Raw genomic sequence first — 20,436 nt, 5'->3', positions numbered from 1 at the left:
CTGAAGCGGAAGCTAAGTAACCGTGGCCGGCGAAACAGTCATTACGGTCGTGGGAAACCTCACGGCAGATCCCGAACTGCGTTACACGCAGGGTGGACTTGCCGTAGCTAACTTCACCATTGCCTCTACGCCGCGCACCTTCGATCGAGCATCCAACGAGTGGAAAGACGGAGAAGCACTATTCCTCCGCGCTTCCTGCTGGCGTGAATTCGCCGAGCACGTTGCCAGCTCACTGACTAAGGGAACCCGCGTTGTTGCGCAGGGTCGCCTTCGTCAGCGTTCCTACGAAACCAAAGAGGGCGAAAAGCGCACGAGCATGGAACTGGAGATCGACGAGATCGGTCCCAGCCTCCGCTACGCGACGACGCAGATCACCCGCGCCCCCCGTGACAGCTCAGCTCCTCGTGGAGTTCAGCAGAACAACGGCGGCGGCCAGTCAAACGAAGAGCCGTGGGCAGCTAGCGCTCCTGCAGCATCCTCGGGCGACGTGTGGAACACCCCTGGCAACTACTCCGACGAGACGCCTTTCTAGGCCCTCGGCGCTCAGTCTTAAATACAGAAAGAAGTAACACTCATGGCAGGAAAGAGCAGCGGCGACCGCCGCAAGCCCATCCGCAAAGGCAAGGACGGCAAGAACGCCGCACCCGCCAAGTCGATCCGCGTAGGCGTCATCGACTACAAGGATGTCGCAACGCTTCGTAAATTCATCTCCGAGCGTGGAAAGATCCGCGCCCGTCGTATCACCGGTGTTTCCGTTCAGGAGCAGCGTCTCATCGCCACGGCCGTCAAGAACGCTCGTGAGATGGCATTGCTGCCCTACGCCGGCGCAGGCCGTTAAGGAGCCACCGACATGTCAAAGCTCATCCTCACTCACGAAGTGACCGGTCTCGGCGCGCCTGGCGACGTTGTAGACGTAAAGAACGGGTTCGCTCGTAACTACCTCATCCCCCAGGGCTTCGCCGTGGCGTGGACTCGCGGTGGCGAAAAGCAGGTTGAATCCATCAAGGCAGCACGCGCCTCGCGCGAGCACGCCACTCTCGAAGAAGCGCAGGACCTCAAGGCTCGCCTCCAGGCGACCAAGGTCAAGCTCACCGTGACCGCTGGTCAGGGTGGACGTTTGTTCGGTTCGGTCAAGCCCGCACACGTAGCGGATGCTGTTGCCGCTGCAGGACTTGGCGACATCGACAAGCGCAAGATCGAGATCACCTCGGCAATCAAGATTGTTGGAGATCACGAAGCTACGATCCGTCTGCGTGACGACATCGTTGCCACGATCACCCTTCAGGTGGTTGCTAGCAAGTAACTGTTTTAGAACAAGGACGACGGGCCGTTTGGCTCGTCGTCCTTGTGTTTTAAGGCCCGTTGTCAAGGGTTTTGTACACAGGATTTGGAAAAATGCGGAACCCTCAAGCGTGACTTTAGGTATGTTTCTACACACTGTGTGTGAAAAGTAAAAGTGCTGGTCAGGGGATAATTTTAGTGATTACCCACTGTTGTTTCCACAGGAGTTTCCACAGCTTGTTCACACGGTCCCCGGCGTTTCGCCGGAGTTGTGCACAACGTTATCCACAGCCCCAGTTGTGGGTAGTTGATTCTGGTTCGTAAGGTGAAGCAGCCTTGAAGCGGGACTCGCTCTGAAGCTAGCCCGAGTGTCGGGGGTTGCCCGTATAACTAGGGCTGCCCCACTAGGAGGAAAACTATGTCGATTGCGCATCTAGGCCTTGCTGGCGACGATCGCCAATCCGGCGAATCTCGCGGTGGCTCGCGAGGAGATCGCGTTCCTCCCCACGACCTTCTCGCTGAACAGAGCGCTATCGGTGGAATGCTCCTGAGCAAGGATGCCGTAGCCGACGTCATCGAGACCGTGCGCGGAGTGGACTTCTATGTCCCCAAGCACGAAACGATCTTCAACGCGGTACTCACCCTCTACTCTCACGGTGAACCGACCGACGTCATTGCCGTCACCGACGAACTCACCAAAACGGGTGAACTTTCCCGCGCGGGTGGAGTCGAGTACCTCCACACGCTGACAGGACTTGTTCCTACCGCGGCTAACGCCGGCTTCTACGCGACCATCGTTACGGAGAAAGCTGTACTGCGTCGTCTCGTGGAGGCGGGAACCCGCATCGTTCAGATGGGTTACGCCAGCGAGGGCGAAGTGCTCGACCTCGTCAACAACGCCCAGGCCGAGATCTACTCGGTTACCGGCGGCGTGGAAACCGAAGACTACGTACCCCTCACGATGGCCGTCGAAAGCGCTATCGACGAAATCGAAGCAGCGCGCGGCCGCGACGGCCAGATGATCGGTGTTCCCACCGGCTTCGCTGAGCTCGATGAACTCACCAACGGTCTACACCCCGGTCAGTTGATCATTCTGGCCGCGCGACCCGCTATTGGTAAGTCGACTCTTGGTTTGGACTTTGCTCGCGCAGCATCCATCCATCACGATCTGCCCTCGATTGTGTTTTCGCTCGAAATGGGTCGAAGCGAAATCGCTATGCGTTTGTTGTCGGCAGAAGCCAGCGTTCCTCTGCAGCACATGCGTAAGGGCTCGGTGCACGCCAACGACTGGACCACGATCGCTCAGACCCGTGGTCGTATCAACGATGCACCGCTCTATATCGACGACAGCCCCAACATGACCCTGGTTGAGATCCGCGCCAAGTGCCGTCGACTCAAGCAAAAGGTCGGCCTGCGCATGGTCATCATCGACTACCTGCAGCTCATGACGAGCGGTAAGAAAGTCGAATCACGTCAGCAAGAGGTCAGCGAGTTCTCGCGTGCTCTCAAGCTTCTCGCCAAGGAACTCGAAGTTCCCGTTATTGCTATCTCTCAGCTGAACCGTGGTCCTGAGCAGCGAGCCGACAAGAAGCCTGCGCTCTCCGACCTTCGTGAATCAGGCTCGCTGGAGCAAGACGCTGACATGGTGATCCTGCTGCACCGTGAAAGCGCCTACGAAGCAGACAGCCCTCGCGCCGGTGAAGCTGACCTGATCATTGCCAAGCACCGTAACGGACCGACACGCACCGTCACCGTGGGCTTCCACGGTCACTTCTCGCGCTTCGTCGACCTCCCGCCCGGCTCCTAAGCACCAGGGTAAGAGATCGTTGCAAGCGGCCTAGACTAGAAGCACCCGCTTGTTCAGAAAGAAGGCGATCGCTTGACTAGTGCTCACACCGAGCCGCTGCCTGCATCTACTGCGTGGTACGTGCCCTTAGCCCGCGCCATCCCTGCGCTGATTCTCGCTGTTGTCATCACGTTCTCGGCTGACCATTCGTCGCGCCTCGGGCTTGTCACGCTGGCCAGTTACACGCTTATCGTCGGCGCCGTGCTGTTGACCGCAAGCGTGCTCTCCACGCACCGTGGAATCGGGCGCAACCTCACGATTACCCAGGGCGTCCTTTCGATCGCTACCGCCATCGCCGCGTTCATTGCATCGAACGGCGGGCAAGCCTATTTTGTCTTCCTGTTGACCGCGTTCGCCGCGATCACCGGATTCATTGAGCTTTACCTCGGGCTGCGCAGCCGCGGCCGCGACGCATCATCGCGCGACTGGGTTTTCGTCGGTAGCCTCACCGCGCTGCTCGCCCTCGTGGTGCTGCTCGTGCCGCCGGGATTCAGCCAACCCTTTACGGGGCCGGATGGAATCGACCGTGAACTCACGGCATCCATCGTGGTAGTCGGGCTTCTCGGAGCCTATTGGGCCATCCTTGGTGTGTACCTAGTGATTGCTGCACTCTCTCTCAAGTGGAGCACAACCGATCATGATGCTGTTACTTCAGCCGTGCAAGAGAAAGAGGACCAGTGACTACCCCAGACAAGCGTGACCGCACGCGCCCCGCAGAGATGCTCGGCCTCTCCGCAGTTTTCGGGCTGTTTACGGGACTGGTGGTTTTCATGGCTACCCGCGACCTGATGCTTGGCCTCATCTTCGCCGGTGTTGCCTTCATCGTGTCGCTGGTCGTTATCGCAATGCTCACGCTCGCGGTGCGCCCCGACAAGAATGAACTTCTCGATCTCGACGAACAGGATCGCGAAGCCGGGCACTAGCTCCTTCCCGTTCTAGCTCGCTGCCGAGGGGTAGTTCTGCGCGGCGTAATTGCGGCGCGCCCGGGGTTCAGAATTTCGCCCGAAGCTCTTTGACTCCCCGTCTTTATTAAGGTTAGGCTTACCTAAGCAACACTCGCTGCAGCGGGTGTTGCGTTTTTACGCCCGACCGCTTTCGGTCATCCGAAATAACTAAGGACATCATGAACTTTTCACGAACTCGGCACGGAGTGCTCGTCGGAGTACTGGCTCTCGCGCTTGCTGCCTGCAGCACCGCGGCGCCTGAAGCTGCAGATTCAGACGGTGCAGAAGCATCCGTTCAGTTTGAGGACAACAATGGCAGCCACACGCTGATGACGCCGCTTACCTCGGTCGTGGCCACCGATAACCGCACGTTCGAAACTCTCTCAGACTGGGGAATCGAACTCAGTGCCGCTGCTGTCGCCCTGATGCCCAGCACGATTGCCTACACCGAAGACGACTCGATCATCGATCTCGGTAATCACAATGAGCCTGACCTCGAAGCTGTCGTTGCCGTCCAGCCCGACGTCATCATCAACGGGCAGCGGTTTGCGCCGTACCACGACGACCTCGCCAAGCTCGTGCCTGACGCCGTGGTCGTTAACCTCGACCCGCGCGAGGGTGAGCCCTTTGACGCCGAACTCAAGCGCCAGACCACCGTTCTGGGTGAGATCTTCGGCAAGCAAGCAGAGGCCGAACAGCTGAATGCTGACTTCGATGCCGCTATCGAGCGCGTGAACGCGGCGTACAACAGCGAAGACTCCGTGATGGCTGTCATCACCTCCGGTGGAGAGATCGGATACGCGGCTCCGACCGTCGGTCGTACCCTCGGCCCGCTCTTTGACATCTTCGACTTCACCGCGGCACTGGATGTCGATGACAGCAGCGAAGACCACCAGGGTGACGACATCTCGGTAGAGGCAATCGCTGACTCCAACCCCGACTGGATTCTCGTTATGGACCGCGACGCCGCGATTCTCGCCGACGACCCCACCTACGTGCAGGGCAGCGAAGTTCTTGAGAACTCCGAAGCGCTCTCGGGCGTCACCGCGGTGAAGGAAAGCAACCTCGTATACATGCCGGCCGACACCTACACGAACGAAGGCATCCAGACCTACACCGAGTTCTTCAACGCTCTCGCTGACGCGCTAGAAGCCAAGAACTAGCGTTACTCACGCCGTTCGGTGCTGAAGCGTGCCCCCCCCGGGCGAACTTCAGCACCGAACGGTTCTGGCCTTCAATCAGAAACCCTCACTCACGGATGACGTCAACACTGGCCCGACGGCGGCCCGCTAACACGACCACCCTCTTCGACTGGAAACTCCTGCTCGCGACGGTGGGTGTTGTGCTGCTGCTGATCGCCTCCCTCTTCACGGGTGTTTACGACATTTTCGGGGCGGATGACGGCCAAAGAATGTTCGCCATCACGCGCGTTCCGCGAACGATTGCCCTAGTGCTCGCGGGCGCCGCGATGGCGATGAGCGGCTTGGTAATGCAGCTGCTGACGCAAAACCGTTTCGTGGAACCGACCACGACGGGCACCACCGAGTGGGCTGGCCTTGGACTGCTCACCGTCATGATCCTCTTTCCGGGAGCCAGCATCCTCGCCCGCATGAGCGGTGCGGTTGTAGCCGCGTTCATTGGCACCGGAATCTTCTTCCTCTTCTTGCGCCGCGTCACGCTGCGTTCCTCATTGATCGTGCCGATCGTCGGCATCATGCTCGGCTCGGTGGTCGGTGCCATCTCCACCTACATCGCTCTCTCGACGGACATGCTTCAGAGCCTTTCCGTGTGGTTCGCCGGTAGCTTCACCTCGGTGATGCGCGGGCAGTACGAGCTCCTCTGGATCGTTGCGCTCGTGGTCGTTGCAATCTTCTTTTTCGCCGATCGGCTCACCGTCGCGGGGCTCGGCCAAGACATCGCAACCAATGTCGGCGTGAACTACAACCAGATTTTGCTCATCGGCACCGCGCTCATCGCAATCGCGACCGGAGTCGTGACCGTTGTCGTGGGCAATCTGCCGTTCTTGGGCCTGATCGTTCCCAACATCGTGTCGATGTTCCGTGGCGACGATCTGCGCAGCAACCTACCCTGGGTGTGTTTACTGGGCATCGCGATCGTGACGGTGTGCGACATCGTCGGTCGCACGATCATCATGCCGTTCGAAGTTCCCGTCTCGCTCATCTTGGGTGTTGTGGGCGCGATCGTCTTCATTGCCCTCCTGTTGAAGCAGCGCCGCCGTGCATAGCGCCGTGCATGCTGAAGAGAAGCCGACTATTGCAGTCGGGGCGCCCGGCGTGACTGGCCCATTCCCCACGGTCAAGGCACGACGCCGCTACTGGATACTCCTCAGCATCCTGAGCGTGGCGGCTGTCTCGATCGCCGTCGGCCTGTTGGCGTGGGACAACCCAATGCCGGTGGGCACCGACGGCTTCTGGCTCATCGCTGAACTGCGCGCCACCAACGTGATCGTGATTGCGGTCGTGGCCTTCTGTCAGGCGATTGCAACCGTGAGTTTTCAGACCGTAACGAACAACCGGATTCTCACGCCATCCATCATGGGTTTCGAATCGCTGTACGTGGCCGTTCAAACCTCTTCGGTGTATTTCCTCGGCATCAGCGGCATCGTCGCCCTACAGGGTCTCCCCCAATTCTTGCTTCAGATCGCGCTGATGGTGGGGCTTTCGCTGCTGCTGTACGGCTGGTTACTCACGGGAAAGTACGGCAACCTGCAGATCATGCTGCTCGTGGGCATCGTCATCGGCGGCGGGCTGGGAGCAGTGTCGACGTTCATGCAGCGCCTGCTCACGCCCAGTGAGTTCGACATCCTGACGGCCCGCCTGTTCGGCTCCATTTCGAATGCGGATGCCAGCTACCTGCCCATCTCGCTCGTGCTGTGCCTGGTGGCCGGCACCGTGCTGCTCTCGCAAGGCCGCCGCCTCAACATCATTGCGCTGGGTTCTGACACCGCCACGAACTTGGGAATCAGCTACCGGTTCGAGATCATGCGCGTGCTGTTCTTCGTCTCGATTCTGATGGCTGTCTCGACGTCGCTCGTCGGCCCGATGACCTTCTTTGGGTTTCTGGTCGCGACGCTCGCCTACCAATTCGCGGACACCTACGACCATCGCCGCATCTTCCCGATCGCGGTGTTGGCCGGGTTCGTGGTCTTGGGTGGCGCGTATTTCGTAATGAAGAACCTGTTTTACGCGCAAGGAGTGGTGTCGATCATTGTTGAACTTGTCGGAGGAACCGTCTTCCTCATCGTCATTCTGAGAAAGGGACGACTGTGATCACCCTGAACAATGTGGGCAAAAGCTACGGCCACGAAATCACCATTGGCCCCGTCGACCTCACGATTCCCGAGGGCGGCATTACGGCGCTGGTGGGCCCGAACGGTGCGGGCAAATCCACGCTGCTAACCATGATCGGTCGCTTGCTCGGGATTGACTCCGGCCACATCGAAGTCGCGGGCTACGACGTCGCGAAGACTAAGTCGAAAGACCTCGCCAAGATCATCGCGATCCTGCGGCAAGAGAACCATTTCATCGCCCGCCTCACGGTGCGTCAGCTCGTGGGGTTCAGCCGCTTCCCGTATTCGCAAGGTCGACTGACCGAAGCGGATGAGGTGGCAATCAACAACTCCATCACCTTTCTGAACCTTGAAGGCCTGCAAGACCGCTATCTTGACGAGCTCTCAGGCGGACAACGCCAGCGCGCCTACGTTGCCATGGTGCTCGCGCAAGACACCGAATACGTGCTGCTCGATGAGCCCCTCAACAACCTCGACATGAAGCATTCTGTCCAGATGATGCGCCACCTCAAGCGCGCCGCGCAAGAACTCGGCCGCACCATCATCATCGTGCTCCACGACATCAACTTTGCGGGGCACTACGCTGACCATATTTGCGCCGTCAAAGACGGCCAAGTCACCGAATTCGGAACGCCCGCTGAGATTTTGACCGATGACGTGCTCACCCGAATCTTTGACACACCCGTTCACGTCATCGACGGCCCCAACGGTGCGCTCGCTGTGTACTACTAACGCTGCCTCACGACGACATCGTTAGCCCCGGCGGCCGTCCCGTCCCAAGGGGCCGCACCCCTGCAGGTAATGTCGTGAGTATTCATCGCCTGCAACGACGATAAGGGGTTCCTATGTTCCAGACGAACGGTTCATCGACGGAAATGACAGATTCCGAGCGGGGGCTCAGCTGGCGGGTGGTGGGTCGGATAGAGCAAGGCTTGGTGACCATCGTTGCGATCACCGTCGACGGGGTGGAGGTTCCCTATGAGTATCGCGTAGAGCAGCAGCGGGGTGAATCCGAGCCTTGGTACAACATAGAAATCGGAGCTTTCGGCACTAGCCCGATAGGTCAGCTCGAGATGGGCCTGAGCCCGGTCTACTTTGATTCTGCGAAAGACCGTGATCCGGTAGTTCTTCTTGCGATTGAAGCGGTTCTCGCTTGGGAGCCCCATGGGCTCGGGATGCGTCGCGGCGACGGTTACAACCGCTGCACGTTCAAGGGCGTGCAGTACCGATTGAGTGACTTTGGTTCGTACTTTGACGATGAGGGGCGCTGATGTTTCAGCTGAGTGAGTCAGATACGAAGATGACGGACTCTGCCAGGGGAAACACCTGGCGCCATGTAGGCGACATCGAGCAGGATCTCGACAAACCTGACCCTTGGTACAACATTGAGCTTGGAGCCTTCGGCACTAGTCCGATAGGGCAGCTCAAGATGGGCCTGAGCCCGGTCTACTTTGATTCTGCGCAAGACCGTGATCCGGTAGTTCTCCTCGCGATTGAAGCGGTTCTCGCGTGGAGACCGTACGGGCTTGGCATGCGCAGGGGCGACGGTTACAACCGCTGCACGTTCAAGGGCGTGCAGTACCGATTGAGTGACTTTGGTCCGTACTTTTCAGAGGAGCCCGATGCACCGTAGGGCATCCACCGCCTGAATAATACGACCCAATCGCACCTGTCGAACAGAGTGATCACGGGCGGAAACACTAAAGGCCGGCCTCACGAAGAGGCCGGCCTTCTATAGAGCGTGAACTACTTGGTGTCGCCCAGGTAGTCGACGAGCGAGCTCGCAAGGCCGACATAGGTCGCCGGCGTGAGCGCCTGCAAGCGGGCTTTGGCATCGGCACCGATGTCGAGCCCTGAGATGAACTCGGTGAGGTCGACGGAGTTGATGCGCTTGCCGCGCGTGAGTTCCTTGAGGATGGCGTAGGGGTCGCTGATCGTGCTGCGACCGGCAGTGACCTCGGCGCGAATGACCGTCTGGATGGCCTCGCCGAGGATCTCCCAGTTGCTGTCGAGATCAGCGTCGAGAGCCACCGGGTCAAGGGCGATCTCCTTGAGGCCGCGCTCGATGTTGTCGAGAGCGAGCAGCGAGTGACCGTATGCGACACCCACGTTGCGCTGCGTCGTGGAGTCGGTGAGGTCACGCTGAAGTCGTGAAGTAACGAGAGTCTGAGCGAGCGACTCAAGAAGAGCACTCGAGAGCTCGAGGTTGGCTTCAGCGTTCTCGAAGCGGATCGGGTTGATCTTGTGCGGCATCGTCGACGAGCCGGTCGCGCCCGCTTGCGGAATCTGGCGGAAGTAGCCCATCGAAATGTACGACCACACGTCGGTGCAGAGGTTGTGCAGCACGCGGTTGGCGTGGCTCGTGGCCTGGTACAGCTCCACTTGCCAGTCGTGCGATTCGATTTGCGTGGTCAGCGGGTTCCAGTCGAGCCCGAGGGACTCCACGAACTCCTTCGAGAGGGCTGGCCAGTTCTGCTCGGGGTCTGCAGCGAGGTGAGCGGCAAACGTGCCAGTTGCACCGCTGAACTTGCCGAGGTAGCTGATGCCTTCAATGCGAGTCAGGATGCGGTCGAGACGGTATACGAAGACCGCGAACTCTTTGCCCATGGTGGTCGGCGTCGCCGGCTGACCGTGGGTGTGAGCGAGCATCGCGTTGTCGCGCATGAGCTCGGACTGCGCGCGAAGGGCATCGATCACGGTACGGAACTTGGGCAGCCAGACTTCGCGTACGGCATCCGAGATGGTGAGCGCGTAAGAGAGGTTGTTGATGTCTTCGCTCGTGGCGGCGAAGTGAGTGAGTTCAGCGATCGCGCTGAGGCCTAGCTCGTCGAGCTTGGCGCGCACCAGATACTCGACGGCCTTGACGTCGTGGCGGGTGGTGGCTTCGAGGCGAGCGAGTTCATCGATCTGCTCTTGGCCAAAATCGGTGGCGAAGGCGCGCAGGGCGGTGACCTGGTCGGCGCTCATTGGGCTCGAACCGAACAGGCTCTTGCTCGTGAGGAAAATCAGCCATTCGACTTCAACGTGCACGCGGGCCCGGTTGAGGCCAGCCTCGGAGAGGTGCTCGCCCAGGGCCGAAACGGCGGGACGGTAGCGGCCATCGAGGGGGCTCAGTGGTTGAACGGGCAACGGGCTCATGGGGCTCCCTAGTTGTTTGCGGTGGATGCCGAGATACCTGGCGTGATCTGACGAAATAGTGAGCCGCAAGCCTGCTCAATCATGCCGAGGACATGATCAAAAAGTGCGGCATCCGAATAGTAGGGGTCTGGCACGTCAATGAGCGGAGCGAGTTCGCTGTCAAAGCTCAACATGGGCTGCACTTTCGACCGGTCTTGATCGTTGGGTGCCCACGTGCGCAGAATTCGTTCCTGTCCTCGATCGAACGCGACAATGAGGTCGAACTTGTCAAACCATTCGGGGTCGAACTGGCGGGCGCGATGCCCAGAACCATTGTAGCCGCGTGCTGCAAGGGCGTTAATGGTGCGATCGTCGGCAGCTTCACCCACATGCCAATCGCCAGTTCCTGCTGACGTGACGGCGATGTGGTTCTCGAGACCGGCCTGAGCGACGAGGTCTCGGAAAACTGCTTCCGCCATCGGTGACCGGCAGATGTTTCCGGTGCACACGAAACAGATTCGGAACGTAGTCGAGTCAGAGAGTACTCGCTCGAAGGTCATGCCTCATTGTGTCGCAGTTTCACCTCCTCAACAGCGGTGGGTGCTGGATTCTCTCAACCGAAAGCTGGTGGTCACCGTGTTGTGGAGCGCTGTTTAGCGAGAGTTGTCTTCTCGAAAGGTAGGAAATGACGACTCCCCCCAATGCGATGGCTCTCGATGCCCTCGACTTTCAAGCGCAACAACTCCGCATGATTCTCGAACGACTGACCTATGTGACGAGCCTCTTACCCGACGCCAGCATTGACTGGCGCGGACCTGCTCAGCAGCTTTTCGATGCCGGGGTTGGAGAGTTGCATAGCGACCTTGCCTGCGTTCGCAGGTTGATCGAGGCTGCGGAAAATCGAACCGTGATGGCCGCCAGTCAGATGGGTTCCTATGTCGGATAGTCTCACCATCTCGGGAGGCGGCAGTGTCTCCGTCGCCACCACTGAAATGCTCATCAGCGCGAGTGCGCTACACCGCGCTGCGAGTATGTCGCGAGACATCGCGGGCGCGGTTTCGATGGTGGATGCTCGGCTCACGACGAATCAGCTCGTGACGTTGGGCATCCCCACCGCTGCCGCACTCGCGGAGAACGATCTCGATTGCGCGTTCGCTGAGCTTCAGTCGCTCGCGCAGCGCGCGGAGAGGCTGAGCAGCTTGGTGCGATTTGCCGCGGAAAGCTACGGCATGGCGGAGGCCATTGCCGAGGGGCTGAGCCGGAAGTTCACCGCCGAAGCCGCTGCGCTGTTCGGATTCTTGTTCCCGAAACACCTTCTGGTTTGGGGGGCCAGCCTTGTTGGCTTGCCGATACTGTTCGGCTTCACAGCGGCAGCGTTGGTGACAGGGCGCCAACCCGCAGAGTTGCTGGCCGATAAGGAGCTCATGGCGGGGCTCAACGCCCTGATTTCTGACCCACTCTTCGTGCAGACGGTGCGCTTGGGCGTGATGAATGTCGACGAGATTGTTGCCGGGGCAAGCGGGTTACCGCCGTCGCTCGTGGCGTTGCTGAGCGCTGCAGGACTGATTGGGTTGTCGTCATCAGCGGCGGGCGTCGGACGCTTGGCAGGAGTGGCGGGGATGATGGCCGAAACTCCCGTAGCGCTCGTGAGTAGAACCGACACGACACCAGTGAAGCCAGCACAGACCGTCGACGAGCGGGCCGAGCGAATTCCTCAGCACACCGAAGAGAGTCCCTTCCAAGTGCGCGTCGAAAAGACCTCGCGCCCCGGAGAGGAAGACACCTTCGAGGTCTACATCGGCGGCACTGTGGACTTCGCATTTGGAGACTCCGCGCAGCCTTTTGATGGTTCAAGCAACGTCAACCTCGCTGCCGGTCAGGAGGCGGCGGCGATGAAGGCCGTGCTGATGGCGATGGAGGAGGCTGGGATCACGGCCGAAAGCGAGGTGATGCTCAACGGTTACTCGCAGGGTGGTGCCGTTGCCGCGATGATCGCGGCGACCGGCGACTACAACGTCACGGGAGTTCTGACGTTCGGTGGAAACACCGGCCAGATTCCTATTCCGGCCGGAGTGAATGCCGTACTTGTCGAGCATGAGGATGACATCGTTCCCGCTGCAGGCGGCTCCCAAGACAACCAGCACGCAACGATTGTGACCCGCGAAGCCTTCGGAGGAAGACAGTTACCCGAGGGGGTTCTTGCTCCCGCACATCAATTGAGTGAATACCGTGACACGGCTCAACTCATGGATATCGACGGCAGCGATGAACTTCAGGCGGCGATCGCACGCATTACGCCGAAGACTTACGACGATGCCTCGACGACGGTGACGAGTTACGAGTTCGAGCGGGTGCAGCCCTAGCGGTTCTTGCCGACGATCGGGCGAACCAAGATGCCGATGAACCAGCTGATAAGACCGAGCACGAGAGCGCCGAGTACGCCCCACCAGAATCCATTGACGACGAGTCCGAAGCCGAACAGGCTCGAGATCCAGCTCGTCAGCAGAAGGAGAAGACCATTCACCACGAGAGCGAGCAGGCCAAGGGTCAGAACATACAGCGGGAAGGCAACGATTCGAATGAGGTTGCCGAGCACTCCATTGACGATTCCGAAGACGGCGGCGACGAGCAAGAAGGTCAGCACGACCTCAAGGGTTCCCCCAGGGGAGAAAGGAACAATCTCAACCCCGGCGACAACCACCGTCGTAAGCCACAAAGCAAGAGCGTTGATCAGCAAGCGCACGATGATTCTCATGCATCAACTATGCACCCCAAAATTAGGAAGCCGCAATGGTTACTCGCCTCTAGGCTGGTGACGTGACCAGCAAACGAGTACAGCTCCGCCCCGAAATTGCCGCCATCGTGCCCTACCGTCAGGGGGCGCCCGCCGCAGCGGATGCCTTCAAGCTGTCCTCCAACGAAAACCCCTACGAGCCATTGCCCTCAGTGCTGGCGCAATTATCGACGCACTCGATCAACCGCTACCCCGACGCCTCCGCCCTCGAATTGCGCACGCAACTGGCAGAACGCTTCGGCGTCACCGCCGACAGCGTTCAAGTAGGAGCCGGTTCCGTTGCCGTGCTCGCCCAACTCGTCAGCGCCGCCGCCGCCCCCGGTGACGAAGTCATTTATGCCTGGCGCAGTTTCGAGGCTTACCCGCTGCTGGTGTCCTCCGCCGGAGCCAGGAGCGTGCAGGTCGCGAATCAGGCCGATCACCGGCACGACCTTGCTGCCATGAGCGCTGCAATTACGACATCCACTCGTGTGGTGATCGTCTGTAGCCCCAACAACCCCACCAGCACCGTCGTGACGGATGCCGAATTCCGTGATTTCATGGCCACCGTTCCCGAGAACGTGCTTGTCGTTCTCGACGAGGCCTACCGCGAGTTCGTGGCAGACCCCGAGGCCGTGCGGGGAGAAACCCTTGTGGGCCAGTACCCCAACCTCGTATTGCTGCGCACCTTCTCTAAGGCTTACGGCCTCGCTGGCCTGCGTATTGGGTACGCCATTGGCCCCGAATACGTGATGGATGCGGCGCGAGCGGTAGCGATTCCGCTCTCGGTTACGGAGCTTGCTCAGAAAGCTGCCATCGCATCCCTCGAACATGAAGATGAATTGTTGGAGCGAGTGAGCCAGATTAACGAGGTGCGCGAGCAGATCGTGGCGGGGCTTCGCGGGCAGGGCTGGGCGGTGCCGACGCCCAGCGGCAACTTCGTGTGGTTGCCCACTGGGGCAGTAACCGACTGGGCTGCCGAGGTTTTCCGCAGCCACGGCATCGTCGTTCGAGCCCTCGGCGAAGGCCTGCGAATCAGCGTTGGCGAAGCCGAATCTGTGGAGAAACTCCTAAGGGCAGCCCAAGAGGTTGTCGCTTCACGGAAAACGAACTGACCCTAGCCGCGTTAGATTAGTCGAATGTCTTATACCGCCGCGACGGTTCAGCTGCTGTCTCCCGAGGGCACGCTCGTTCACAGCGATGCCAGCGAACAGTACCTCCCGTATGTAGACAAGCTCAGTGACGACGCTCTTCAGGAGTTTCACCGCCACATGGTGGTGATGCGCCGCTTCGATATCGAGGCCGCCAACCTGCAGCGTCAAGGTCAACTTGCCCTCTGGGTGCCGAGTCACGGCCAAGAGGCTGCTCAAGTGGGTTCGGCTCTGGCCGCGAAGCCGCAAGATCACCTCTTTCCCTCCTACCGGGAGCACGTCATCGCGCTCATGCGCGGCGTTGATCCGATCACGATCCTCTCGATGTTCCGCGGCCTCAGCCACGGTGGCTGGGACCCGAAAGAGCACGACAACTTCCACCTCTACACGCTCGTCATTGGCTCGCAGACTCTGCACGCCACGGGCTACGCGATGGGAATGAACCTCGACGGCCGCAGCGGAACAGGTGACCCCGAGAAGGACGCCGCCGTCATGGTCTACTTCGGCGACGGCTCCACGAGCCAGGGTGATGTGAGCGAAGCAATGGTCTTCGCCGCCAGCTACCAAACCCCGCAAGTCTTCTTCTTGCAGAACAACCACTGGGCAATCTCGGTTCCCGTGTCGCGCCAGTCGCGCACCCCGCTCTACCTGCGCGGCGAAGGCTTCGGCATCCCGAGCGTTCAAATCGACGGCAACGACGTTCTTGCGAGCTTCGCCGTAACCCAGGCCAACTTGGATGCCGCCCGCTCCGGCGAGGGACCCCGCTTCATTGAGGCCCTCACCTACCGCATGGGTGCCCACACCACGAGCGACGACCCCTCGAAGTACCGCGACAACAGCGAGCTCGAGTTCTGGGCGCAACGTGACCCCATCACTCGCTTCGAAACGTATTTGCGGGCCCGCGGCGCGAGCCAAAGTTTCTTTGACGAACTCGCAACGGAAGGCGACGACCTCGCCGCCGACATCCGCAAGCGCATTCTTGAGCTGCCAGTTCCGGCAACCTCCACGCTCTTTGACCACGTCTATTCCGACCCTCACCCCGTGATGGATGCGCAGCGCCAAGCGCTCGCCGACTTCGAGGCATCGTTTGAGGAGGGCAACTAATGACTGAAACCATGACAATGGCGAAGGCTCTCAACGAGGGTCTGCGTGCCGCCATGGGCGCTAACGACCGCGTGCTCCTGATGGGCGAAGACATTGGTCCGCTCGGCGGCGTCTTCCGTGTCACCGAGGGGCTGCAGTCCGAATTCGGCGACAAGCGCGTTCTTGATACTCCGCTGGCTGAGTCCGGCATCGTGGGTACCGCGATCGGGCTGGCGATGGGCGGATTCCGCCCCGTGTGCGAGATTCAGTTCGACGGTTTCATTTTTCCCGGCTTCGACCAGATCACGTCTCAACTGGCCAAGCTGACTGCTCGCCACGAGGGCACGCTGCAAATGCCCGTCGTGATTCGTGTTCCCTACGGCGGTCACATCGGCGCGGTTGAGCATCACCAGGAAAGCCCGGAGGCGTACTTTGCGCACACTGCGGGGCTGCGCCTGCTGAGCCCGGCCACTCCGCACGATGCTTACTGGCTCATTCAAGAAGCCATTGCCAGCAATGACCCCGTCATGTTCTTCGAGCCCAAGTCGCGCTACTGGCAGAAGGGTGAGGTCGATCGCGAGTCGAGCGGCATTGCCACTCACGCCAGCCGGGTGGTTCGCGAGGGCACCGAAGTGACGCTCGTAGGTCACGGCGCTATCGTCTCCACCCTGCTGCAGGCGGCAGAACTCGCTGCTGAAGAAGGCACGAGCGTCGAGGTTGTTGACCTTCGATCGCTCTCTCCCATCGACTACGACCCGATTGTGGCATCCGCCCAAAAAACGGGCCGCGTCGTTGTTGTTCAAGAGGCACCCGGGAATGTCAGCGTGGGCTCAGAGGTTGCCGCCACGGTAACCGAGCGCGCGTTCTACTCACTCGAAGCCCCCGTGCTGCGGGTGAGTGGCTACGACCTCCCGTTCCCTCCCGCCAAGCTGGAATCCGTGTACTTGCCCAGTGTTGACCGCATCTTGGATGCTGTTGACCGGGCATTGGCCTACTGACGAAGGAGGCCCCCGTGGCCGTATCTGAATTTCCTCTCCCCGATGTGGGCGAGGGTCTGACTGAAGCCGAGATCGTCTCCTGGAAGGTTGCGCCCGGTGACGAGATCACCGTCAACCAAGTGCTCGTCGAGATCGAGACCGCGAAGTCGCTCGTCGAGCTGCCCTCGCCGTTTGCCGGCACCGTGCAGAAGCTTCTGGTCGAGGAAGGCGCGACCGTCGAGGTCGGCACCCCGATCATCAGCGTGAAGTCCGTCGGGGGCTCGGTTGAGCTGACCGCACCCGGCTCGGGTGAAGACGAAAGCCACGGCATGATGTCCGACGTCGGTACTGAGAGCAGTGCAGCGGATGACGCTGCCGCTGCTGTCGCTGACACGGCATCCACTATTGCTAACGAAGATGACAAGCCCGGAGCCGTGCTCGTGGGCTACGGCACTGGCGGCCACGTGAGCTCGCGTCGCCGCAAGGGCGGGCAACCGGCCAAGGCCGACGCCACCGCGACGGCCACCAGCGCGTCGAAGCCGCGCCCGGCATCCGTGCCCGCGTCGTTCGCGAGCCCGATCATTGCCAAGCCGCCGATTCGCAAGCTGGCCAAGGACCTCGGGGTTGAACTCGCGGAGGTTGCTGCCACCGGTCTCGCTGGCGAGACCACGCGCGAAGATGTGATTCGTCATGCGTCGCAGGCGAGCGTCTTCCGCAACATCGAAACTCCCGCGTGGGGCGACGAGCGCGAAGAGCGCATTCCCGTGAAGGGTGTGCGCAAGGCCATCGCTAAGGCCATGGTGCACAGTGCTTTCACCGCGCCGCACGTGAGCGTCTTTACCGACGTGGATGCCACGCGAACCATGGAGTTCGTGAAGCGTCTCAAGAACTCCCCCGATTTCGCTGGCGTGCGCGTGAGCCCACTGCTGATCATGGCCAAGGCCGTGAACTGGGCCGTGCGCCGCAACCCCACCGTGAACTCCAGCTGGACGGACAAAGAGATCATCGTTCACCACTACGTGAACCTTGGTATCGCCGCGGCAACCCCGCGCGGTCTCATCGTGCCAAACATCAAGGACGCTCAAGACTTGAGCCTCATCGACCTCGCCAAGGCCCTTGAACAGCTCACGCTCACCGCGCGCGATGGCAAGACGCAGCCCGCCGAGATGTCGAACGGCACGATCACGATCACCAACATCGGTTCGTACGGCATGGATACGGGTACGCCGATCATCAACCCCGGAGAGGCTGCAATCGTGGCGCTTGGTTCGATCAAGCAGAAGCCGTGGGTTGTCGATGGCGAAGTACGCGCCCGCTACGTGACGACCGTGAGCGCAAGCTTCGACCACCGCATCGTCGATGGGGATGTCGCTAGCCGCTTCGTCGCCGACCTCGCGAGTGTTCTTGAAGAACCTGCGCTGCTGCTCGACTAATAGCTGAGCGTTAGGCAACAACGAGCCTCAGCTTCACCACAACAGGTGAAGCGGTAGGTAATGTAGCCGCATGATCTTCAGAAAGAAGCCTTCGACCGAAGTGTCGGCATCCGATTCCGCGCGCCCCGGAATCCAAGAGTTGTGGACAGACCGCCTCGGCGCCTGGTCCATTCGGGCACTGCAAGTCCTCTTGCTGCTCACGCTTGTTTCGGTGATCGTTTTTGCTCTCACGCAGCTCAAGCTCGTCGTCATTCCGGTACTGATCGCGCTGATCTTCGCTGCGGCCGCGAGCCCGATCGTGGTGTGGATGCGCCGCCGCGGTGTGGGCCGAGCGCTGTCGACCTGGATCGCGCTGCTCGGCGGAATCGCGCTGTTCGGTGGCCTAGTCACTGCCGTGGTGTTCGCGGTAGAAGACCAGTGGTCCGAGCTATCTGACTCGGCTGTTGAAGGCTTCGAACAGCTCAAGAACTTCGCACTCGATGGCCCCTTCCCCATTGATCAGACCGCCCTTGACGATGCCTGGAACGCGGTAATCGACTTTGTCACGAGCGCGACCTTCGGCCTCGGCGCTATTCAGGGAGTGTCGGCAGCGGCTCAGGTTGTCACCGGAATCTTGCTCGGCTTGGTCATCCTGTTCTTCTTCCTCAAGGATGGCGACCGCATTTGGGAGTTCTTCCTTCGTCCGATGTCAGGCGAACGCCTCGCACGAGGGCACCGCATCGGTCACACGGCCGTTCGCACTCTCGGTGGCTATGTACGAGGAACCGCAACGGTGGCTGCCGTCGACGCCCTCGGTATCGGCATCGGTCTCGCGATCTTGCAGGTGCCGCTCGCGTTGCCCCTCTCGGTAATCGTCTTCTTGGGTGCGTTCATCCCGCTCGTCGGTGCGACCGTCGCCGGCATCCTGGCCGCCGTTGTCGCGCTCGTGACGAACGGCTGGGTCGTGGCGCTCATCGTGCTGGGCATCGTTGTGTTGGTCAATCAGCTCGAGGGCAACTTCTTGCAGCCCGTCGTGATGGCACAGTCCCTGAGCATCCACCCGCTGGTGATCTTGGTGGCGTTGACCGCCGGAACGATCCTAGGCGGCATTGTGGGCGCCGTACTGGCCGTGCCGATCGCTGCGGTCGGTTGGGCGATTCTCAAGACGTGGAACGAAAAGGGCCACCGGCCCGATGTCGATCCGGCGGCCGCGAAAAAGACGAAGTAGCGCGCTAGCGCGGCCCGAGGGTTCGTTCGAGAAATGGATTCCAGAACTTGCCGTGCGGGTCGTACTCTCGCTGAAGTGCGACGAAATCGGTGCTTCGCGGGAAGCGTTCACGGATGACGTCGGCGCCGTAGTGAAATAGCTTGCCCCAGTGCTGCCGCGGCGCGAGGGGCGCCAGAGCCTCTTCGATGACCGGCAGTAGCGCTGCGACCTCGGCCGGGTGCTTCGCCCACGTGAAGCCAATGCAGAGAACGTCGCGCTGGTAGGCGGGGCTCATCCACAGCGAGTCGGCGGTGGCAGTGCGAATCTCGGAGATCAGCAGGTGGGGCGAGATCTGGGCGCCCAGGGTTCGCAGTACCTCCAGCGCCTCAACGCCGTGCTCCCGCGCTACGTAGTACTCGCTTTGCAACTCGTCGCCGCCGTTAGAGGGTTGGCCGTCGAGGCTAAAGTGCGGCATCCGTTCTGACCACGGGCCGGGCACGCTTGCGCGCTGGTTCACGTTCTCGGGAGTGAGTTCGTCAGCGTCGTCATACCAAGAACCACCGAACAGAGCGGATGCCACGGGTGGCTCAGCGCCGTCATCGAGGCGCGTCTTGAGCCAGATCTGCGCCACGGTCGGGCTCGCGAAGTCAGCAAGGAGGCTCACGCTGTAGGCGCTCGCCATCACCTCATCCAGTTGAGCCAGCACGGTCTCCCAGGGGGCAAAGCGGTACACATCTTGACGAACGACATAACTGGGTTGGATGTCGAGGCTCACGCGCGTGATGATGCCAAATGCACCGAGGCCCACAGCCAGCGCTGGCAGGTCATCACTGGAGCGATCGACCTTCACGAGCGTGCCGTCGGCAGTGACGACTTCGACTTCAGCGATTGCCGTGGAGAGGATGCCGTTGCCGTCTCCGGAGCCATGGGTGCCCGTTGCGGTCGCGCCGGCGACCGAGATGTGCGGCAGCGACCCCGTGTTGTGGAGGGCGAACCCGTGGCGTTGCAATTCATCGATCAGGATGCCGAAGCTGGTGCCCCCGGTGACACTGACGGTCATCGATGCCGTATCGATGCGGATGCCAGATTCGAGCCCAGCCAGGCTGACGAGCGCTCCGGGCGTATCCGCAATGTCGGTGAAGGAGTGCCGGGTGCCGAGCGCTCGCACGCGCGGCCAGCGGGCAACAAGTTCTTGCACTTCAGCCGCTGTAGTCGGCTGCAGGATCGTTTCGGCACCGTAGGTGAGGTTGCCCGCCCAGTTGGTGGTCTTCGGTGACATCGCGCGCCCTCTTTCTGTGCCCATCACAGTGCTCCTTGAGCGTAGCCAGCGGGCAT

Annotated in this window: 23 protein-coding genes; 19 read left to right on the top strand and 4 right to left on the bottom strand. The window is 60.8% G+C overall.

The features are described 5' to 3' along the window. The first annotated feature begins 22 nt into the window (after positions 1-22). The 12 genes from ACWTV3_RS08170 to ACWTV3_RS08115 all read left to right on the top strand — a co-directional run bounded on the left by ACWTV3_RS08170 (position 23) and on the right by ACWTV3_RS08115 (position 9,014). Complete coding sequence (locus tag ACWTV3_RS08170; protein ID WP_100387797.1) at positions 23-532, top strand: single-stranded DNA-binding protein; 510 nt, start codon at positions 23-25, stop codon at positions 530-532. Positions 533-574: 42 nt separating this feature from the next. Next, complete coding sequence (gene rpsR, locus ACWTV3_RS08165) at positions 575-838, top strand: 30S ribosomal protein S18 (RefSeq protein ID WP_009773575.1); 264 nt, start codon at positions 575-577, stop codon at positions 836-838. A 12-nt stretch (positions 839-850) separates the two neighbouring features. Beyond that, entirely contained in the window at positions 851-1,303 is a 453-nt protein-coding gene (gene rplI / locus ACWTV3_RS08160) for a 50S ribosomal protein L9 (protein ID WP_100387798.1), read from the top strand. A gap of 396 nt (positions 1,304-1,699) precedes the next feature. After that, complete coding sequence (gene dnaB, locus ACWTV3_RS08155; protein ID WP_339618552.1) at positions 1,700-3,088, top strand: replicative DNA helicase; 1,389 nt, start codon at positions 1,700-1,702, stop codon at positions 3,086-3,088. Between the two features lie 72 nt (positions 3,089-3,160). After that, a complete protein-coding gene (locus ACWTV3_RS08150) occupies positions 3,161-3,808 on the top strand; it encodes a DUF308 domain-containing protein (RefSeq protein WP_498477692.1) in 648 nt (215 codons plus the stop codon). Continuing rightward, positions 3,805-4,050: an FXYD domain-containing ion transport regulator gene (locus tag ACWTV3_RS08145; RefSeq protein WP_100387801.1), complete on the top strand. Its 246-nt coding sequence runs from the start codon at positions 3,805-3,807 to the stop codon at positions 4,048-4,050. The genes ACWTV3_RS08150 and ACWTV3_RS08145 overlap by 4 nt, the downstream gene beginning before the upstream one ends. 200 nt (positions 4,051-4,250) lie before the next feature. Continuing rightward, on the top strand, positions 4,251-5,234 hold the full coding sequence (locus ACWTV3_RS08140) for a siderophore ABC transporter substrate-binding protein (RefSeq protein WP_498477691.1): 984 nt from the start codon (positions 4,251-4,253) through the stop codon (positions 5,232-5,234). Positions 5,235-5,329: 95 nt separating this feature from the next. After that, on the top strand, positions 5,330-6,316 hold the full coding sequence (locus ACWTV3_RS08135; protein WP_498477689.1) for an ABC transporter permease: 987 nt from the start codon (positions 5,330-5,332) through the stop codon (positions 6,314-6,316). Between the two features lie 4 nt (positions 6,317-6,320). Further along, positions 6,321-7,361: an iron chelate uptake ABC transporter family permease subunit gene (locus ACWTV3_RS08130; RefSeq protein ID WP_498477955.1), complete on the top strand. Its 1,041-nt coding sequence runs from the start codon at positions 6,321-6,323 to the stop codon at positions 7,359-7,361. Next, complete coding sequence (locus ACWTV3_RS08125; protein WP_486176171.1) at positions 7,358-8,113, top strand: iron ABC transporter ATP-binding protein; 756 nt, start codon at positions 7,358-7,360, stop codon at positions 8,111-8,113. The genes ACWTV3_RS08130 and ACWTV3_RS08125 overlap by 4 nt, the downstream gene beginning before the upstream one ends. A 113-nt stretch (positions 8,114-8,226) precedes the next feature. Then, on the top strand, positions 8,227-8,652 hold the full coding sequence (locus ACWTV3_RS08120) for a hypothetical protein (RefSeq protein WP_498477687.1): 426 nt from the start codon (positions 8,227-8,229) through the stop codon (positions 8,650-8,652). Next, positions 8,652-9,014 carry a hypothetical protein gene (locus ACWTV3_RS08115; RefSeq protein WP_498477686.1) on the top strand — a complete coding sequence of 121 codons (363 nt, stop codon included), beginning with the start codon at positions 8,652-8,654 and terminating at the stop codon, positions 9,012-9,014. The genes ACWTV3_RS08120 and ACWTV3_RS08115 overlap by 1 nt, the downstream gene beginning before the upstream one ends. A gap of 113 nt (positions 9,015-9,127) precedes the next feature. Here ACWTV3_RS08115 and purB read toward each other — a convergent pair whose 3' ends face one another. Together purB and ACWTV3_RS08105 are read right to left on the bottom strand one after the other, a co-directional pair. Beyond that, positions 9,128-10,519: an adenylosuccinate lyase gene (purB, locus tag ACWTV3_RS08110; RefSeq protein WP_498477685.1), complete on the bottom strand. Its 1,392-nt coding sequence runs from the start codon at positions 10,517-10,519 to the stop codon at positions 9,128-9,130. Between the two features lie 8 nt (positions 10,520-10,527). Then, the gene (locus tag ACWTV3_RS08105) at positions 10,528-11,058 is read right to left on the bottom strand and encodes a low molecular weight protein-tyrosine-phosphatase (RefSeq protein ID WP_498477684.1); all 531 of its coding nucleotides are present in this window, start codon (positions 11,056-11,058) and stop codon (positions 10,528-10,530) included. Between the two features lie 125 nt (positions 11,059-11,183). Here ACWTV3_RS08105 and ACWTV3_RS08100 point away from each other — a divergent pair, with 125 nt between their 5' ends. Both ACWTV3_RS08100 and ACWTV3_RS08095 read left to right on the top strand, forming a co-directional pair. After that, on the top strand, positions 11,184-11,444 hold the full coding sequence (locus ACWTV3_RS08100; RefSeq protein WP_498477682.1) for a hypothetical protein: 261 nt from the start codon (positions 11,184-11,186) through the stop codon (positions 11,442-11,444). Continuing rightward, positions 11,434-12,861: a hypothetical protein gene (locus ACWTV3_RS08095; RefSeq protein ID WP_498477681.1), complete on the top strand. Its 1,428-nt coding sequence runs from the start codon at positions 11,434-11,436 to the stop codon at positions 12,859-12,861. Before ACWTV3_RS08100 ends, ACWTV3_RS08095 begins: the two co-directional genes overlap by 11 nt. Here the strand turns inward: ACWTV3_RS08095 and ACWTV3_RS08090 are convergent. After that, positions 12,858-13,253, bottom strand: coding sequence for a phage holin family protein (locus tag ACWTV3_RS08090; protein WP_100387813.1), 396 nt, complete (start codon positions 13,251-13,253; stop codon positions 12,858-12,860). The genes ACWTV3_RS08095 and ACWTV3_RS08090 overlap by 4 nt on opposite strands. A gap of 62 nt (positions 13,254-13,315) precedes the next feature. Here ACWTV3_RS08090 and ACWTV3_RS08085 point away from each other — a divergent pair, with 62 nt between their 5' ends. The 5 genes from ACWTV3_RS08085 to ACWTV3_RS08065 all read left to right on the top strand — a co-directional run bounded on the left by ACWTV3_RS08085 (position 13,316) and on the right by ACWTV3_RS08065 (position 19,122). After that, entirely contained in the window at positions 13,316-14,386 is a 1,071-nt protein-coding gene (locus tag ACWTV3_RS08085; RefSeq protein WP_498477680.1) for a histidinol-phosphate transaminase, read from the top strand. A gap of 24 nt (positions 14,387-14,410) precedes the next feature. Next, complete coding sequence (pdhA, locus tag ACWTV3_RS08080; protein ID WP_498477678.1) at positions 14,411-15,526, top strand: pyruvate dehydrogenase (acetyl-transferring) E1 component subunit alpha; 1,116 nt, start codon at positions 14,411-14,413, stop codon at positions 15,524-15,526. Continuing rightward, the gene (locus tag ACWTV3_RS08075) at positions 15,526-16,503 is read left to right on the top strand and encodes an alpha-ketoacid dehydrogenase subunit beta (protein ID WP_498477676.1); all 978 of its coding nucleotides are present in this window, start codon (positions 15,526-15,528) and stop codon (positions 16,501-16,503) included. The genes pdhA and ACWTV3_RS08075 overlap by 1 nt, the downstream gene beginning before the upstream one ends. Before the next feature lie 14 nt (positions 16,504-16,517). Then, positions 16,518-17,915 (top strand): dihydrolipoamide acetyltransferase family protein, encoded by a 1,398-nt coding sequence (locus tag ACWTV3_RS08070; protein WP_498477675.1) that lies wholly within the window; start codon positions 16,518-16,520, stop codon positions 17,913-17,915. 70 nt (positions 17,916-17,985) lie between these two features. Then, positions 17,986-19,122 carry an AI-2E family transporter gene (locus tag ACWTV3_RS08065; RefSeq protein WP_498477674.1) on the top strand — a complete coding sequence of 379 codons (1,137 nt, stop codon included), beginning with the start codon at positions 17,986-17,988 and terminating at the stop codon, positions 19,120-19,122. A 4-nt stretch (positions 19,123-19,126) separates the two neighbouring features. Here ACWTV3_RS08065 and ACWTV3_RS08060 read toward each other — a convergent pair whose 3' ends face one another. Then, the gene (locus tag ACWTV3_RS08060) at positions 19,127-20,380 is read right to left on the bottom strand and encodes an FAD-binding protein (RefSeq protein ID WP_498477672.1); all 1,254 of its coding nucleotides are present in this window, start codon (positions 20,378-20,380) and stop codon (positions 19,127-19,129) included. Positions 20,381-20,436: the final 56 nt, after the last annotated feature.

The organism is Salinibacterium sp. AL4.1, assembly GCF_059767305.1.
The sequence above is the reverse complement of the archived record's forward strand: the minus strand, read 5'-3'. Positions and strand labels throughout refer to the sequence as shown.